This is a genomic window from Streptomyces sp. NBC_00659 (assembly GCF_036226925.1).
In the GTDB taxonomy this organism is placed as follows: domain Bacteria; phylum Actinomycetota; class Actinomycetes; order Streptomycetales; family Streptomycetaceae; genus Streptomyces.
On sequence record NZ_CP109031.1, the window covers coordinates 8582735 to 8598924 of the forward strand.

A 16190-nucleotide genomic window follows, 5' to 3' on the forward strand; every position below is an offset into this window, starting at 1 on the left:
TTCCGGGTGTCCCGGGACGGGACACCCGGGGCACCACCGGCACGGGCTCAGGCACCCAACCTCTCGGGACCGGCCTCAGGACACCCGCGCCAGCCCCGAACGCGCCGTCGGCACCAGGTAGGTGACGCCGTGCGCGGTGGCGATCTCCAGCGCCTGCCGGAACTGCCGCGCCGAGGCTTCCCGGTCGCCCGTGGCCAGGCAGGCCTGCGCGTACGACAGGAGGCTGCGCACCATCCGATGCGACTCACCGGCCTCTTCGAGCAGCACCATGGCCTCGGCGTGCACGGCCGTCGCCTCCTCGCTGTCACCGAGGTGGCGCAGGGCCACGGCCGCGTCCGTCCGGCTGATGGCCTCCAGGACCGGGTGGCGGGTCTCCCGGCTGATCGCGACGGCCTGCTCCGCCAGGTCGAGTGCGGTGCGGGCGTCGCCCAGACCGAGTGCCGCCCGGCCGAGCACGTCCAGGCACATGCGCACCTTCTGCCGGTCCAGCCCGCGCGCGGTTTCCAGCAGGTCCGCGACGACCTCGCGGGCCTTGTCGTGCTCGCCCAGCAGCACCAGGGCCCGCCCGAGCCGTACGCCGATGTACACCCGGACGGCGCCCTCGCCGGGAGGTACCAGCCCGGCTGCTTCTCGCAGGAGTCCGAGTGCGCCGCGGGCGTCGGCGGCGTACAGCCGGACCTCCGCCAGCTGTTCGACGGCCAGGGCCTCGCCGACGATGTCGCCCTCCGCCGCCATCAGCGTGCGGGCCGCCGCCAGCTCCGGCACCGCCTCCTCCAGCCGGCCCACCCGCAGCAGCGCGGCGCCCAGCAGGTACCGGTGGGAGGCGAGTGTCCGGCGTCCGCCGAGCGCTTCGGCGGCGGGTCTGCTGACCTCCAGCCCATGGCACAGCTGCGGCATGCCACCGCGCCGTCCGAGGGAGATCACGAAGGCGTACTGGGCGAGCCCGACAGCGGGTCCGTCGACGCGCAGTTCCACGGCGAGCGAGAGCGTCGCGGTGATGTCGGCCCACTCGGTGTCCAGCCAGTCGAGGGCTTTGTCATGAGAGAAGTCGGGAAGCGCGGGAGGACGCTGCGCCACGACGACCGGTACGGGAACGACGACCAGCTCGATCACCTCCGTCGCTGCCAGCAGGCCGCTCAGGTAGTAGTCGGCCAGCCGGGCGATCGCCGGTCCGGGGTCCGCCGCGGCGTCCTCGGCGCGGGCGGCCTGCCGCAGCAGGTCGTGCATCCGGTAGCGGCCCACCGTCGGCTCCTGCAGCAGATGGACGTCGACCAGCTCCTCCAGCAGGGAACGGGCGTTGGCCGGCGGGATCCCGGCCAGGGCCGCCGCGCCGTACGCGTCGATGTCCTCACCCGGTACGAGCCCCAGCAGCCCGAACATCCGCCGTTGAGCGGAGTCGAGCTGCCGCAGCGACATCGCGAACACGTCCGACACCGCCAACTCGCCCTCGCGCAGCCGCTCCACCAAGGTGTCGAGGGTCCACGCGGGCCGGTGCAGCAGCCGCGCGGCGGCCACCCGGATGGCCAGTGGCAGGTTCCCGCAGCGGCGCAGCACCTCCCCGACATCACCGGGGCGGGCGCCGCCCGCCGACTCGATGAACAGCTCGGCCGCCTCCTGGGTCGGTAAGACGTCCAGCGATATCGGCTGGACGCCGTCCAGCCCCACCATCCGCCGACGGCTGGTGATCACAGCGAAGCTCTGCCCGGCGCCGGGCAGCAGATCACGCACCTGATCGGCGTCGGCGGCGTTGTCCAGCAGCACGATCGCGCGCCGCGCCGCCAGCTCCGACCGCCACAGCGCGGCCCGTTCGGTGACCCCGTCGGGAATCCTGCCGGGTGGCACCCCGAGCGCGGCCAGCAGCACCCGCAACGCCTCCGCGGGCTCGACCGGTTCCCGGCCCGGAGTGAACCCGTGCAAGTCCAAATAGAGCTGACCGCCAGGGAATTCGGCGGAGAGCAGATGCGCGCCGTGCACGGCCAGCGCGGTCTTGCCCACCCCGCCCATACCGTCGATCGCCGCCATCGTCGTGGTCCGCGCGGCGCCGAGGAGCGCGGCCAGCTCCTCCCCGCGCCCGGTGAACGCGGTGATGTCGTGCGGCAGATCGTTGCGCACAGGCGCAAGTGCGGTGGTGACGCTCGGCTCAGCCGCGCCCTTGGCCCGCTCCCACACCTCACGCAGCGGCCTCGGGTCGCGCCCGGCCGCCTTGCACAGTGCGACCACCGTCGGCCAAGGCGGAACGGCCTGCCCGGAGAAATATCGCGACAGCGAGGAACTGCTCCCGCGCACATCACGGGCCAACCCCCGCAGACTCAGCCCGGTCAGATCGCGCAACTGCCGCAACTGCCCGGCCAACTCCTCACGCACGCTTGCCAGCCCCCTCCAACATCACGCGAGTTTCACGCGCTGATCTTAGAGGGGCGAAGTCGACTGGAGCGGGTGACGAGAATGGAACTCGCACTCTCAGCTCGGGAAGGTTGGGTTCTCTTGTGCGAGCTCAACTGACCTGCGGCGGAGCGGTGTCGGCGCGCCTGGCGGGCGGTCGCCTGATTTCCCGCTGTTGCCTTGGCTCCCCGCACGACTTCACCCACCTGCCGAAGGTCATGCGCTTCCCGCTGCCCACCCGACGCAGCTCAATCCCGAGCAGGCAACCGAGCGTGAGGCGAAGAGCCGATCCGGCCGCATTGCCCCGGTGGTGATACCGCACGCGCTTGCGCAGGTTCCGAGTGCTGGTCCGGTTCGCCATGTACCGCGGGGCTATGCCGACGTAGAGCAGGCGTCCGGCAGAGAGCTCCGGGCAGGGAGCCTTTTCGAAGTGCCACCCGTAGACCCCGGCCACCGCTGGGGCCTGACCGGCGCCGAAGCCGTACTCAAGCTTCGCACTCTCATCGACACCGGCGACTTCGGCACCCGTTGGCCCTGCTACCTCGCCCGCGAACACCACCGCATCCCCAGGGACCTGACCTGGCCGGATACATCCTCGCCGCCTGATCTTCAGGTCCCCGCTCTGCTGATTGGACTCCGCGATGCACACCCTGGAGGGCAGCAGCCCGCCCGCTTCGCGATCATCCCTGCAGAGGAGCTACACCCTTCTGAATATGTGTACTCATGCGTGGCATGTGCTGGCTCGGCATGCTGGGCCGCGGGCGATCGGCGGACCGGGGACCGCGAACCGAGCGGGGTGGATATGAAGCGTGGGAGGGAGCCGTCGACCGGCCGAGCCGGCATCGCGGTCGCCTGGGACGGGTGCCACTCCAGGACTGAGCTGATCGGTTCGACGTGCTCGGCCGTGAACAGGGTCAGCGCTGTGGCACCCGGCTCCTGCGTGACTGGACAGCGGCGTCGACGATCGGCGTGCGCACCGCCCGGGACAGGCTCAAGAGCGACAGCTGCCCGGTGTCCGGCACCCGTGGTCCGGTGGGGGAGCGCGGTACGTACCCGCTCTTCGGTACCACGAGGTCGATGTCCCCGATCGCGAGGGCAATCGTGCCTGACGTCAGGGCGGGGGAGGGGGCCTCGGCAAGGGCCGCGACGGCGATCATCGCTGCCGTCCCGATGGCCTCGGCTGCTGCTGAGCCGGAGCCGGCTGCCAGCGCTTCCCGGTACGCGCGTCGGCGGACCTGGTCGTCGAGGCGGCCGGCGAGTCGTTCGAGGCCGTCGCGGATGGCTGTCTCTCGGGTGGTGAGCCGGAGGCCGACATGGCCGATCGTCCGCCAGGACGGCGGTGCACCTGAGTACCGGGCACTGTGCGGTGTGGCCAGCAGTCGGTACAACGGGCGCAGGCGTACGTATGCGAGGGCGGAGTCGATGCGCGGCCCGATCACGGGAAGGACGTAGCCGGCTGACGTGAGGCAGGCACCGAGGGCGATCAGCGGGGCCATGCGGGTGCTGAGGCCGTCCCGGTTGAGACCGAGCCAGTGTGCGGACAGTGCCGCGAACTTGACGATGCTGTAGGCGCTGGTGAACAGCCAGCCCGTCACGAGCAGGGCCATGGAGGCACGGGTCCAGCGCTTGACCTGACGGGTCCAGCGCCAGCACAGCACCGTTGTCGTCAGCGCCGCCACCACGTGAGCCGCGAGGTAGAGGACGATCATCTCGCGGATGAACGGGGTCGAGGCGTAATAGGTGTCGAAGTCTTCCCGGCGTTCGACCGGGGTGTTGCCCAGGGCGAACAGGATGCTCTGGGCGAGGATCACCGCCACGTAGCTGAACAACCAGGCCCGGGCGGTACGGAAGTCGCTGCCCCGCCACTGCACGATGAGGATGAGGGACGCCGCGCTGAAGGCCGTCACCGTCCCGTACGCCAGTGGTGCCGCCATGTTCGCGATACCTGAGGCGCTGTTGACGATCGCCACTGTGGTTGGCGCGCCGAGCAGGAAGCTGAGCCCGGACAGGAAGATGACTGCGCAGAACGTCCACTTGAGGCGGTCTCTTCGGTGACGGCGGAGATCTGGGATCTGTGCGGCAAGTCCGGTCCACAGAACAGCGGTTGCGACGTAGTAGATCAGTCCGTTCACCTCAGGCTCGCCGGTCGTCACGGGGGGACGGCTGTCCGTGTGCAGGGGAACCGGCCACGCGCTGCCTGGAGGGTGCCGGTGCCACGAGCACGGCTCGATGCCGGGTCCGTCCGGTAGGAGTCACCTTTACCCCAGCTCCTTGCCTCGACGGGGCATATGGATGTCTTCCCGGCGACCAGCGCGTCGGGTCCTCCAGATGTGACCTGCCGTGCCCTTTCGGCCTCCTCATCCTTGTTCACACGAGCCACGCTGTCACCCGCACGGACGCCTTACGTGAAGCGATCGGCTGCCCGCCCGCCCCTTCGGACTCGTTCGTGCCGGAGCGATGCCCCGCGGTGGGCAGCAGGCGCGTCAACGTGCAGGCCCGGTCGTCGTGGCGGGCCGCTGCTCCTGCTGCGGCGCGATGGCTGCACCGTCCGACAACGGGCGTGTGCAGGGGAGTTCCGGCCTTCTTCTTGATCTGAAGTCGTCGAAACAAGGCGCGAGCGTACGGTGAAGTCCCGCCCGATCATTGAGCCTTGAGGAGCAGCATGTCGCGTACTGCAGTCGTCATCGGCGGTGGCTTGGCCGGCATGCTGGCGGCCTCGGCCCTGTCTCGGAGGGTCGAGGAAGTGACCGTCCTCGAGCGCTGTCCGCTGCCGGAGGGGCCAGGGCCGCGCAAGGGCATCCCACAGAGCCGTCACGCCCACATCCTGCTGCCCAGTGGCCGTGACGCGATCGAATCGCTGTTACCGGGCGCGGGCATCGGCAGTCGTCTCGCTGCTGCCGGCGCCCGTGTTTCGTCTCTCACCTCGCTCCTCACGTTTGGCACCGAGGGATGGTTCCGCCGCTGGGGGCGCGACAGCCACCCACTGACCGCCTGCAGTCGGGACCTGCTGGACTGGACGGTCCGCGAGGCCGTTCTCGAGGAGGACAACATCGCGGTTCGCACAACGCAGGCTGTGGGACTGCTGGGGAGCTCGGCACGGGTCACGGGGGTACGCCTGCGCGACGAGGACGGCCAGGAGAGCGATCTGTCCGCGGATCTGATCGTGGACGTGAGCGGGCGTGGGTCCCGGGCCGTGCACTGGCTCAAGGATCTCGGCATAACGGATGTCACGGAATCCGTTGTCGACTCCGGGCTCGTGTACGCCAGTCGGCGCTATCGCATCCCCAAGGGCGCCGAGGACTGGCCCCTGACGCAGGTGAACGCGGATCCCTTCTCCGGAGAACCCGGCCGTTCCGCGAACCTGGTGCCCATCGAGAACGACGAGTGGCTCGTCAGCCTGGGTGGGACACGGGGCGGCGAGCCCACCTCCAGCGCTGAGGACTTCACGCAGTTCGCTCTCGGCCTGCGACACCCCATCGTGGGCGAGCTCATTGCCGGAGCCGAGCCTCTCACGGACGTTGTCCTGAGCCGGAGCACGCGAAATGGCCGCCGCTACTTCGAGAAGGCCCGCATCTGGCCGGAGGCCTTCATCGTCCTGGGCGACGCCGTCGCCACGTACAACCCGGTGTACGGCCAGGGCATGTCCGTGGCGGCGCTGGGAGCGAAGGCGCTTCAAGAGGAAGTACAGCGGGACGGCGCAGCCGCCCCCGGGCTCGCGCGCCGTGTCCAGCGGGCCGCGGCGAAGCCGGTCGAGGCCGCCTGGGCGATGAGTACGTCTCAGGACAGGCAGTTCCCTGACGTGGAGGGAAATCCGCCCAACGCCGCCGAGCGCGCCCTCACCCGGTACGTGCGCCGCATGAACAGAGTGGCCACCACTTCCTACCAGGTGTCCTCCGCCATGTGCGACGTGACCACACTGCAGAAGGACGCGATCTGGCTGGTGCACCCCTCACTCCTGCTCGCCACGCTGGCAGGGCCCGTCCTGCCCCCGCTGGAGGGGCCGCCGCTGACCGACGAGGAACGCGCCTTCTTCGAGTCGCACGTTTCGGCTGCCGGCTGAACGCCTGCAGCGGAAAGTGCGGACGCACCGCTCGGCTGGGAATGAGCCCTGGCCGAGCGGTGTGGAAGAACTGATGAGGGCGGCGACGGAAAGACAGCCTCGTGCGGTGCCGCCCTGCGGCGGCGGAGCGTCAGCTCTGTGCGGTGTCGTCGCCGGCCTGCCCGGCGTTCTCGGCCGCACCCGCCTTCTCGCGCATCTTGCGCACCAGCTCCGCCTTCTGGTCGGCCGCGGCCTGGCGGTCGAGGTTGCGGTGCGGACCGTTGTTCTGCCGTTCGGCGCGGGACAGCCTCTTGCGTTTGCCGCCGCCCATGCCCACGGGGTTGTTGATGTTCTTGCTCACGGTCACGGGTTCTCCCGGTAATGAAGTGATCTACGGATTCAGCGGTGGGGACGGGCGGCGCCGTCGAAGGACGTCAGCGGGGGTCCATCACGCTCTCACTCGTACATCGGGTCTGGAAGAACATGACAAAGACGTTACCCGGTTCCGTCGGCCCCGCACACCAACCTTTCGCCGCCCCGGCGTCTGCCGGGCGTTCGGCGAGCGCCCGGGGCCGGCCGCTTCCTTTTCACCCGGCTGTCCGCCAGGCCGTCCGATGCGGTTTGCCGTCGTTCCGGTGCTCTCGGGCGGCGGCTCCGGGCCGGCGTTCCCCGTGTGGGGTTCCTTACAAGGTGATGACATGGTGGCGAATCACACCCGCCTCACCCGCATCTCAAGGCACTCTGGTTCCGGGTCGGTGGCTCCTGTCCTGGAGGGACACGGAAATCCGCCGGCCACCGCGCCGACCGGCACCGCCGGTTCGTGTCCTGCGGCAAGGGAAGCGGCTGCCGCGGAACAGCGCCCCGGAGCACCTCCGGGGCGCCGTGCGTGTTCCGCGATGGCCTCAGGGTCCCGGTCGGCGCCGTCCTCGGCGGTGCACCGGACGGTTGCTCCGCCCGGGGGACCCGGCTACGTCCAACGGCCGAGCGCGGCGAGTCCGCCGTCGCCGGCCTCCGGCGGGAGTGATTGCCTCGGTGGGGGACCGCCGAGCCCGGAGCCGGCCCGTCCGCGGCCGGAGACACCGGCGCCGTCCCGAGCGGCCACGCCCAGGACGGGACGACACCCTCCGGTCCCCGACGACCGGCAGGGAGACAGCCGTGACGGAGAATCAGATCCTCCAGGGCCTCGGCCTGATCGCCGTCCTGGCCGTCGGCTCCCAGATCGTGGCGAGCCGGCTGCGGATCCCCGCCCTGATCGTCCTGCTGCCGGTCGGCTTCACCGTGGGCGCGCTGACCGACATCGTCAACCCCGACAAACTGCTCGGGGACGCCTTCTCCCCGATGGTCTCGCTAGCCGTCGCGGTGATCCTCTACGAAGCCGGGCTCGGCCTGGACATCAGCAGGCTGCACGGACACATGCACCGGGTCGTGGCACGACTGATCTGGATCGGCGTCCTGATCACCTGGGGGGTCGCCGCCGTTCTCGCGGTGCCGCTGCTGGGCATGTCGAAGAGTTCGGCGGTCATGCTCGGTGTGATCCTCGTCGTCTCGGGGCCCACCGTCGTCGGCCCGCTGCTCCACTTCGTGAGGCCGACCGAGCGGATCCAGCGCATCCTGATCTGGGAGGGGTCGCTGATCGACCCGGTCGGCGGCATCCTCGGCGCGCTCGTGTTCCACGCGGTCGTCGCCGACGACAGCAACGGTCTGCCCGGCAAGATCGGTCAGTTCGCGGCGAGTTCGGTCGTCGGACTGATCGGAGGCGCGGTGGGCGCCGCCGTCCTGTGGTTCCTCCTCGGCAGGCTGCACCTGGGCGAGGTTCTGGGGACGACGGCGCAGCTCGCCGCCGCTGTGGGCATGGCGGCCCTCTGCGACGCGGTCCGGGACGACACCGGGCTCATCGCCGCGGTCGTGATGGGGATGGCCCTCGCCAATCTGCCGGGTGTCTCCCTCCCGGCGCGCCGCCCCTTTCTGGAGACCCTGGTCTCGCTGATCATCGGGCTGCTGTTCATCTCGATCTCGGCCACGGTCACCCCGGCGTCCCTGCGGCACGTCGTCCTGCCCGCGCTCGCCCTCGTCGCCGCTCTGGTCCTGGTGGTCAGACCACTGGTCGCGCTGCTGTCGACCGTGCGCACGGACCTGACCCGCGGCGAGCGAGCGTTCCTCGGCTGGATGGCACCGCGCGGAATCGTCGCCGCGTCCACCGCCTCGACCTTCTCCGCCACTCTCGTCGCCGACCACGTCGGGGGCGCCCAGAAGATCCTGCCCGCCACCTTCCTGGTGATCGTCGCCACGGTGACGCTGTACGGGCTGAGCGCGCACCCCGTGGCCCGGCGCCTCGGCGTGCTGCGCCCGGCCCGGGCCCGCCCCCTGCTCGTGGGCGGCGACCCGTGGGCGATCGACCTGGGCCGCGCGCTGCGCTCCGCCGGCCTGGACGTGCTGATGTGGGCCGGACGGGAGGAGCAGCGCGACCTGATCCGGGGCGCCGGACTGCACCTGGCGCCGGGTGAGCTGCTGGCAGCGGCCACCGGCGAGGGAGCCGAACTCGAAGGCATCACCGGCGTTCTGCTGCTCACCGAGGAGGACGACTTCAACGCGCTGGCCTCGGAGACCCTGCGCGGCGCGGTGGACGGGTTCGTGCACCGGCTGGGGCCGCCCGGCCTGAGCCATGGCGTGGTGGCCCCCTACACGACCGGGGACACCCTGTTCGGGGCCGGACTGAGCAGACCGGAACTGGCCCGTCACTACGAGGACGGCGCCCGGATCGTCTCCCGCCCGGCCGGGAACGGCATCCCGGACGGACACGCGCTGCTGTTCCTCGTGCGTTCCGACGGCCGCCTGGATCCGGTCACTGACACCCTCACCCCGCTGCCGGGGGCCCGGGACACCGCGATCCTGCTCGGTCCGGCCCGGACACAGGACCCGGTGCGGGCGGACTGACGGCGCCCGGCCCGGGGCGGCGTCCCGGTGCGGGTCGGGGAGCTGCCCGGCGCCTCCGACACCAACGGTCCAGTGCGGATTGCGGTCCGCCCGCCGGATGGATCTCATGGTTCCCATGCAGCGACAAGCTTCTGAGCCAGACGACCTCGTACCGCCGATGGAGCGTTCGCACTGGGTGGCCTTCGCCGGAATCCTGCTGATGGTCAGCGCCCTGTTCAACCTCCTCACCGGCTTCGTGGCGATCTTCAACCACGGCTACTACTCGAAGGTGTACTCCCAGGGCAACCGGTTGCTGATCCTCAACTACACGGCCTGGGGCTGGATCTTCGTCGCCATCGGCATCGTCATGGCCGTGCTGAGTCTCGGTGTGCTCGTGGGTTCCCGAGGGGCGCGGCTGGGGGCCATCGGCCTCGCCGCGTTCAGCCTGATCGCGCAGATGATCTTCCTGCCGGTCTACCCGTGGTGGTCGGTGTTCACGATGCTCGTGTCCCTGCTGGTCATCTACGGCCTGCTGGCCGAGCCGAAGCATGTGCACGGGGTGCGGGTATAGCCGGTCCGGCGTTCCTGTTTCAGCCGCGTTGCCGGTCGAGTGCCTCGTCGAGCGTGGTGGCGGCCATGATCAGCGACAGATGGGTGAACGCCTGGGGGAAGTTGCCCAGTTGCTCGCCGCTGGGGCCCACCTCCTCCGCGAAGAGACCGACGTGGTTGGCGTACGTATGCATCTTCTCGAACGTGTAGCGGGCCTCGGCCAGCCTGCCGGAGCGGGCCAGCGCGTCGACGTACAGGAAGGTGCACAGACTGAAGGTGCCCTCCGAGCCGCGCAGGCCGTCCGGGGAGGCGGCGGGGTCGTAGCGGTGGACGAGGCTGTCGGAGACCAGCGTCCGGCCCATCGCGTCGAGCGTCGACAGCCAGGTCGGGTCCTTCGGGCCCAGGAATCCGACCCGGGGGATGAGCAGGAGCGAGGCGTCCAGGACGCCGCCGTCGTAGTGCTGGACGTACGCCTTCTCCTGGTCGTTCCAGCCGCGGTCCATCACCTGCTCGAGGATCGTGTCCCGCGCCCGGGTCCACAGCGCGGTGTCCGCCGGCCGGCTCCAGTCGCGGGCCAGCCGCAGACCGCGGTTGAACGCGGCCCAGCACATCACGCGGTTGTACGTGAAGTCCTTGCGTCCGCCGCGGGTCTCCCAGATGCCCTCGTCGGGGCGGTCCCAGTTGTCGGCGAGCCAGTCCAGGGTGCGGGAGACGGCCTTCCATCCCGCATAGTCGGCCTGGACGACGATCTCACGCCCCTCCGAGATGCCGTAGAGGGCCTCGCCGTAGATGTCGAGCTGGAGCTGGTCGGCGGCGGCGTTGCCGACCCGTACGGGGAAGGAGCCGCGGTAGCCCTCGAAGTGTTCCAGGATCTCCTCGCCCGGCAGGGGCGTGCCGTCCACCCGGTACATGATCTGGAGCGCTTCGCCTTCCTGGTCCAGGCGTTCCACCAGGCGTTCGCGCAGCCAGTGGGTGAAAGCCGTCGCCTCCTCGGCGAACCCGAGGTCGATCAGGGCGCGCAGCGACAGGGATCCGTCCCGTACCCAGGTGTAGCGGTAGTCCCAGTTGCGTTCGCCGCCGATCTGTTCCGGCAGTCCCATGGTGGCCGCCGCGACCGGGGCGCCGGTGGGCGCGTAGGTGAGGAGCTTGAGGGTGATCGCGGAGCGGTGCACCATGTCGGGCCAGCGGCCCCGGTACCTGGAGTTCCGTACCCAGTCCTGCCAGAAGTCGAGGGTCCGCGCCAGGTTCTCCTCGGTCTCCGGCACGGTGGGCGGCGGCGGTGCCGTGGCGTCCGGACCGTCCACGGTGAACACGGCCGCCGCCGTCTCACCGGCCTTCAGGGTGACCGTGCTGCGGACGTCCCGGCCGTCCCGCTCCAGGGGGAAGGTGCTCTGGAGGAACGCGCTGATCCCCGGGCCGCGGAAGACGGCGCCGCCGGGACCGACGGTGAGTTCGTGACCGGCCCGCCCGTAGTCGAAGCGCGGACGGCACTCCAGGGCGAACTCCATCGTTCCCCGTACCGTCCGCACGGTACGGACGAGGCGGTGCCGGGCGGAAGCGGTCCCGGAGCGGTCGGGCGGCATCCAGTCGAGGACCTCGCCCACCCCGTCGGGTGACATGAACCGGGTCACGAGCACCGCCGTGTCCGGGTAGTAGAGCTGCTTCCAGGTGCCCTTCGGGCCGGAGGGCGCCAGCCGGAAGAAGCCGCCGCGGTCGTGGTCGAGCAGCGCGGCGAAGATGCTGGGGGAGTCGAAGCGCGGGGCGGCGAACCAGTCCACGACACCCTTGGCGGAGACCAGAGCGGAGCACTGGAGATCCCCCACCAGGCCGTGGTCGGCGATGGGCGGATAGCGGTCCATGGTGATCCAATCTCGAGGATCCGGGCATCTTCACTATCCGACATGCCGGTCATGTGTGCTTGTCCGCCCTGGACGGGGTCCGCGACACGGCCGTGACGCGCCCTCGTCGCACCTGTCGGCATGGAGTTCACCGGACGCGTCGCGCGGACAGGTGCCGGCCGCCTCGGCGCGCGATCCGCCGGCCTTTGACGGCCCCCGGCGTCGCGCGAGGACGCGCGGAGCGGGGACGTCCGGTCCGGTCCGGGGGAGGTGACAGACTGGCGCCATGGACGAGCGCGCATTCGACAGGTCCGGCCAGCATGCTTCCGTCATCGGTCTGGGCACCTGGCAACTGGGGGCCGACTGGGGCGAGGTGAGCGAGAAGGACGCCCTGGCCGTGCTGGAGACGGCGGCGGAGACGGGGGTGACCTTCTTCGACACGGCCGATGTGTACGGCGACGGGCGGAGCGAGGAGACCATCGCCGGCTTCCTGCGCGGCCGGCCGGACATGCACGTCATGGTCGCCACCAAGATGGGCCGCCGTGTCGACCAGATCCCGGAGAACTACGTCCTCGACAACTTCCGTGCCTGGAACGACCGTTCCCGCCGCAACCTCGGGGTCGACCGGCTCGACCTGGTGCAGCTCCACTGCCCGCCGACACCCGTGTACTCCTCGGACGCGGTGTACGACGCCCTCGACACCATGGTCGAGGAGGAGCGGATCGCGGCGTACGGGGTGAGCGTCGAGACGTGCGACGAGGCACTGGCCGCGATCGCCCGCCCGAACGTGGCGAGCGTCCAGATCATCCTCAACGCCTTCCGGATGAAGCCCTTGCGCCAGGTTCTGCCGGCGGCCCGGGAGGCGGGCGTCGGCATCATCGCGCGGGTCCCGCTGGCCTCCGGGCTGCTCTCCGGCAAGTACACGAAGGACACGGTCTTCGCCGCCGACGACCACCGGACGTACAACCGCCACGGCGAGGCCTTCGACCAGGGCGAGACCTTCTCCGGGGTCGACTTCGCGACGGGCGTGGAGGCGGCGGCCGAGTTCTCCGCCCTCGCCCCCGAGGGATACACGCCGGCCCAGCTGGCCCTGCGCTGGATCGTCGCCCAGCCCGGCGTCACCACCGTCATCCCGGGAGCCCGGTCGCCCGAACAGGCCCGTGCCAACGCCGAGGCCGCGAAGCTGCCGGAGCTGTCCCGGGCGACGCTGGACGCCATCGACGAGCTCTACGAGCGGCGGATCAAGGAGCAGGTGGAGAGCCGCTGGTGACACCGGCGCGGGACCCGCGGTCGCACCGCACCGGGTTCCCTGGAGCCCCGCGCCACCGGGTCCCGCACCGTCCGGCGCCACCGGGTCCCGCGCTGTCCGGTGCTACCGGGTCCCGCGCTGTCCGGTGCTACCGGGTCCCGCGCTGTCCGGTGCTACCCGGTACCGCAATCCGTTCCCGCGTCTCAGCCCCCGGAAGGCCGCGCCGCCGCGAGCGCGTCGAGCTGGCGGTCGTGCACCCGGCTGAGCACCAGCACCGAGACGGTCGCGCCGATCAGGGCGCAGAACATGTCCCACTGGGTGTCCCACACATCGCCCTGGGTCGCCAGAAAAGCGTCCGCGCCGTGCCCGCCGATCACCGCGGCCGCCCACTCGAACATCTCGAAGAGGGCGCTGAAGGCGAGACACGCGCACACGGTCAGGGGCGCCAGCCACCGGCTGCCGCGCAGCGGTGACGTCCTGCTGAGCAGCTCCCGCACCAGGACGGCCGGCACGAAGCCCTGCATGAGGTGTCCGAACCGGTCGTACGGATTGCGGTCGAGCCCGAACGTGTCGCGCGCCCAGTCGCCCAACGGCACCTGCGCGTAGGTGTAATGGCCGCCCACCGCGAGCACCAGCGCGTGCGCCGCGAGAAGGCAGTACAGCAGGCTCGTCAGCGGGAACCGCCGCCGGCCGAGCACCACCAGCGGCAGTCCCACGAGCACCCACACGGTCTCCAGCAGCCAGGTCATCCGGTCGTGCGCGTGCCACGCGGAGAGCGCCATACCCGTCACGACCACCGCCAGGAGCACGGCCGGGAGGGCCTTGCGCCGGGCGTGCTCGGGGATGGCGGGGTGCGGGCCGAGCGGCGCGAGGGCTGATCCGGGCATGTCGGGCTCCTTCGTCCAGGTGGCCCCATGGTGATGGAGCGCCGGGGAGGGTGGCATGAGTACGGGTACTCACCCGGGCCTGTGGGCCGGGTACGCATCCGTGACGACTCGGGCTTGTGAGCCGGGTACGCATCCGTGACGACTCGGGCTTGTGAGCCGGGTACGCATCCGTGACGACTCGGGCTTGTGAGCCGGGTACGCATCCGTGACGACCCGGGCTTGTGGGCCAGGTACGCACTCACGGTGCGACGAACATGTTCGTCACGTACTTGTTCGCAACGAACATGTTCGTTATCGTGAAGGAGTGACAGGACAACCCACCCCCCGCCCCAGCCGCCGCGAGCGCCCGGCCAAGCCGGCCCTGACCAGGGACGGCATCGTCGGCACCGCCGTGGCGCTGATGCGCGCCGAAGGCCTTCAGCGCGTCACCATGCGCCGCCTGGCACAGGAACTCGACACCGGACCGGCCTCGCTCTACGTCTATGTGCGCAATACCGCCGAACTGCACGCGGCCGTGCTCGACGACCTGCTCGGTGGAGTCGACCTGGGCCCGGCGCGGGCGGACGGCGACTGGCGCGACCGGCTCGTGCGGATCCTCACCTCGTACACGGCCGTGCTGTTCGAGCACCCGGGGCTCGCCCGCTCGGCCCTGGTGGCCCGCCCGTCCGGCGAGCGCTACCTGGACCTGGTCGAGGCGCTGCTGTCCCTGCTCGACGAGGGCGGTGTCCCCGGCGACCGGGCGGCGTGGGCGATCGACCTGCTGCTCCAGTTCGCCACCGCCACCGCGGCGGAACACGCCGCGGGGGACAAGGGGGCGACCGAGACCGAGGGCGAGTGGGCGGCGCTGGACTCGGCGGTCCGCGGCGCCTCCCACGAGCGGCACCCGCACATCGCCGAGCGGGCCGCCGACCTGCTCTCCGGTCCGGGCGAGGCCCGTCTGGACTGGGGCTTCCATGTCCTGATCAACGGCGTCCTGTGCACCGCTCTCCCCGACCTGCCCGGTGCGCAGACCGCGACCGCATCATCCGACACGCCGTGAGCGTCCCCCGTCGACGGCCGCCATCCGACGGCGCCGTCACCGGGAGCCGACGGTCACCCCTGTTTCGATGTACCGAGGAGACTCCGCCATGACGAACACCCACCACCCCATCACCGTGATCGGCGCCGGGCTGGGCGGCCTCACGCTCGCCCGCGTCCTGCATCTGAACGGCATCGAGGCCGTGGTCCACGACCTGGACGCCTCACCGGCGGCCCGGCCCCAGGGCGGCATGCTCGACATGCACGAGGACGGGGGCCAGGCCGCGCTCCGCGCCGCGGGTCTCCACGACGGGTTCCGTGCGCTCATCCACGCCGGCGGCGAGGCCATGCGCATCCTCGACCGGCACGCCACCGTCCGGATGGAGGACACCGGCGAGAACGAGTCGCGTCCGGAGATCTCCCGGGGCGCCCTGCGTGATCTCCTGCTGGGCTCGCTGCCCGAGGGCCGCGTGCGCTGGGGCTCCAAGGTCACCGCGGCCCGGCCGGTCGGGGACGGCCGGCACGAGGTGACCCTCGCCGACGGAAGCACCTTCACCACCGACGTGCTGATCGGCGCCGACGGCGCCTGGTCGCGGGTGCGGCCACTGGTCACGGACGCCACCCCCGTCTACTCCGGCCTCTCCTTCGTCGAGATGCACCTGCTCGACGCCGACACCCGTCATCCGAGGGGTGCGGAGGTCGTGGGAGGAGGCGTCCTGTTCGCGCTGGGCGAGGAGAAGGGCCTGCTGGGCCACCGTGACCCGGACGGCTCCCTGCACGTGTACGCGGCCCTGCGCGTGCCCGCCGACTGGGCGGTGTCCGGCGCCGTCGACTTCACCGACGCCGAGACGGCCAGGCGAAGCCTCCTGGAGCACTTCGACGGCTGGGACAAGAGCCTGCGCTCCCTCATCGCCGATGCGGACGGCGAACTCGTCGCCCGGCCGATCCACGCCCTGCCGCCCGGTCTGCGCTGGGAGCGCGTCCCCGGCGTCACCCTGCTCGGTGACGCCGCCCATCTGATGTCCCCCTTCGCCGGTGAGGGCGCCAACCTCGCGATGCTCGACGGCGCCGAACTGGCCGCCGCGCTCGTCGCCCATCCCGGTGACATCGAGAAGGCCCTCACCGTGTACGAGGAGGCCCTCTTCCCGCGCTCCGAGAACGCGGCGACCGAGTCGGCCGCGAACCTCGCCGTCTGCTTCGGCCCGGACGCGCCGCAGAGCCTGGTCGACCTGATGAACCAGTACCGGGGCGAGTCCGACTGACGTACGGAGACGTCGACGTGACCGCCGTCAGGTCAGGTGCCACTGCCGACTGTC

12 protein-coding genes are annotated in these 16190 nt (G+C 70.9%); 6 read left to right on the plus strand and 6 right to left on the minus strand.

The window, feature by feature from the left end:
- Nucleotides 1–75: 75 nt before the first annotated feature.
- The 3 genes from OG410_RS37460 to OG410_RS37470 form a co-directional block, all read right to left on the minus strand.
- Nucleotides 76–2364 (minus strand): ATP-binding protein, encoded by a 2289-nt coding sequence (locus tag OG410_RS37460; RefSeq protein WP_329303220.1) that lies wholly within the window; start codon nt 2362–2364, stop codon nt 76–78.
- 130 nt (nt 2365–2494) lie between these two features.
- Nucleotides 2495–3031 carry a GIY-YIG nuclease family protein gene (locus OG410_RS42725; protein WP_443063845.1) on the minus strand — a complete coding sequence of 179 codons (537 nt, stop codon included), beginning with the start codon at nt 3029–3031 and terminating at the stop codon, nt 2495–2497.
- A 265-nt stretch (nt 3032–3296) separates the two neighbouring features.
- Nucleotides 3297–4535, minus strand: coding sequence for an MAB_1171c family putative transporter (locus OG410_RS37470; RefSeq protein ID WP_329303221.1), 1239 nt, complete (start codon nt 4533–4535; stop codon nt 3297–3299).
- A 509-nt stretch (nt 4536–5044) separates the two neighbouring features.
- On the opposite strand from OG410_RS37470, the gene OG410_RS37475 reads away from it, so the two are divergent.
- Nucleotides 5045–6442, plus strand: a complete 1398-nt coding sequence (locus tag OG410_RS37475) for an FAD-dependent oxidoreductase (RefSeq protein ID WP_329303222.1) — start codon at nt 5045–5047, stop codon at nt 6440–6442.
- A 130-nt stretch (nt 6443–6572) separates the two neighbouring features.
- Here the strand turns inward: OG410_RS37475 and OG410_RS37480 are convergent, their stop codons facing one another.
- Nucleotides 6573–6788 carry a DUF6243 family protein gene (locus OG410_RS37480; protein ID WP_329303223.1) on the minus strand — a complete coding sequence of 72 codons (216 nt, stop codon included), beginning with the start codon at nt 6786–6788 and terminating at the stop codon, nt 6573–6575.
- A gap of 788 nt (nt 6789–7576) precedes the next feature.
- On the opposite strand from OG410_RS37480, the gene OG410_RS37485 reads away from it, so the two are divergent.
- Entirely contained in the window at nt 7577–9355 is a 1779-nt protein-coding gene (locus OG410_RS37485) for a cation:proton antiporter (protein ID WP_329303224.1), read from the plus strand.
- Nucleotides 9356–9512: 157 nt separating this feature from the next.
- The gene (locus OG410_RS37490) at nt 9513–9905 is read left to right on the plus strand and encodes a DUF7144 family membrane protein (RefSeq protein WP_329303225.1); all 393 of its coding nucleotides are present in this window, start codon (nt 9513–9515) and stop codon (nt 9903–9905) included.
- 19 nt (nt 9906–9924) lie between these two features.
- On the opposite strand, the gene OG410_RS37495 is transcribed toward OG410_RS37490, so the two are convergent.
- Nucleotides 9925–11742, minus strand: a complete 1818-nt coding sequence (locus OG410_RS37495) for a glycoside hydrolase family 15 protein (protein ID WP_443063846.1) — start codon at nt 11740–11742, stop codon at nt 9925–9927.
- Nucleotides 11743–12007: 265 nt separating this feature from the next.
- Between OG410_RS37495 and OG410_RS37500 the strand changes: the two genes are divergently transcribed.
- Complete coding sequence (locus OG410_RS37500; protein WP_326783889.1) at nt 12008–12991, plus strand: aldo/keto reductase; 984 nt, start codon at nt 12008–12010, stop codon at nt 12989–12991.
- Between the two features lie 182 nt (nt 12992–13173).
- Here the strand turns inward: OG410_RS37500 and OG410_RS37505 are convergent, their stop codons facing one another.
- The gene (locus tag OG410_RS37505; RefSeq protein ID WP_443063847.1) at nt 13174–13857 is read right to left on the minus strand and encodes a DUF2238 domain-containing protein; all 684 of its coding nucleotides are present in this window, start codon (nt 13855–13857) and stop codon (nt 13174–13176) included.
- A 304-nt stretch (nt 13858–14161) separates the two neighbouring features.
- Here OG410_RS37505 and OG410_RS37510 point away from each other — a divergent pair, with 304 nt between their 5' ends.
- Nucleotides 14162–14896 (plus strand): TetR/AcrR family transcriptional regulator, encoded by a 735-nt coding sequence (locus OG410_RS37510; RefSeq protein ID WP_329303226.1) that lies wholly within the window; start codon nt 14162–14164, stop codon nt 14894–14896.
- Between the two features lie 88 nt (nt 14897–14984).
- Nucleotides 14985–16136, plus strand: a complete 1152-nt coding sequence (locus OG410_RS37515; RefSeq protein ID WP_329303227.1) for an FAD-dependent oxidoreductase — start codon at nt 14985–14987, stop codon at nt 16134–16136.
- Nucleotides 16137–16190: the final 54 nt, after the last annotated feature.

Bases quoted from the DNA above. Each gene is read 5' to 3' on its own strand.
- OG410_RS37495 (WP_443063846.1), bottom strand. From the start codon at position 11,742: ATGGACCGCTATCCGCCCATCGCCGACCACGGCCTGGTGGGGGATCTC.
- OG410_RS37515 (WP_329303227.1), top strand. From the start codon at position 14,985: ATGACGAACACCCACCACCCCATCACCGTGATCGGCGCCGGGCTGGGC.
- OG410_RS37490 (WP_329303225.1), top strand. From the start codon at position 9,513: ATGGAGCGTTCGCACTGGGTGGCCTTCGCCGGAATCCTGCTGATGGTC.
- OG410_RS37505 (WP_443063847.1), bottom strand. From the start codon at position 13,857: ATGCCCGGATCAGCCCTCGCGCCGCTCGGCCCGCACCCCGCCATCCCC.
- OG410_RS37500 (WP_326783889.1), top strand. From the start codon at position 12,008: ATGGACGAGCGCGCATTCGACAGGTCCGGCCAGCATGCTTCCGTCATC.
- OG410_RS37475 (WP_329303222.1), top strand. From the start codon at position 5,045: ATGTCGCGTACTGCAGTCGTCATCGGCGGTGGCTTGGCCGGCATGCTG.